This window comes from Corallococcus praedator, from assembly GCF_003612125.1.
Taxonomy (GTDB): Bacteria; Myxococcota; Myxococcia; order Myxococcales; family Myxococcaceae; genus Corallococcus; species Corallococcus praedator.
On record NZ_RAWI01000980.1, the window covers coordinates 1 to 456 of the forward strand.

Consider the following 456-nt stretch of genomic DNA (forward strand, 5'->3'; position numbering starts at 1 on the left):
CTCTTTAATGTACCATTTGTTTTCGTTTATATAAGCATATCCAACAATGATGTCCTTGTATGTCAAATGCAGGCAGTTATGTCCTTTATTTATGACAATATCTGGATCACTTTCCAACAAATTCATAAAATCATCAAATTTATCCCAGATATCCAGCTTCATATTCACATTAACTCCGACCTCAAATTGCATTTTTCAAATAGTAATTTTAACATTGAGCGCAATGGTTTTTTCACAGTACTGAAAATATAATATTTTTGCTTAGACATATCTATATTGGCAATGTGAGTCCATTGTTGCTTGATTCGCAAGTTTCCATTTATATCTTGAGTGTAAAAATGGTCATGGCTTTCAATGTTTAAATTTTGTTCATCAATAAAGATTAAAACTTGATCAATTATGTCAAAATCTTCCAGCTTCATGTTACCTGCAAATAATTTATGGATAAGTGGCTAG

General features: G+C 30.5%; 1 protein-coding gene. It reads right to left on the minus strand.

All coding sequences use genetic code 11. The features are described from left to right. Positions 1 to 164 precede the first annotated feature (164 nt). A complete protein-coding gene (locus D7Y13_RS45470; RefSeq protein WP_147452701.1) occupies positions 165 to 422 on the minus strand; it encodes a hypothetical protein in 258 nt (85 codons plus the stop codon). Positions 423 to 456: the final 34 nt, after the last annotated feature.

What these genes read in the sequence shown, in the direction of transcription:
- D7Y13_RS45470 (WP_147452701.1), bottom strand. Translation starts at nt 422, where the DNA reads ATGAAGCTGGAAGATTTTGACATAATTGATCAAGTTTTAATCTTTATT.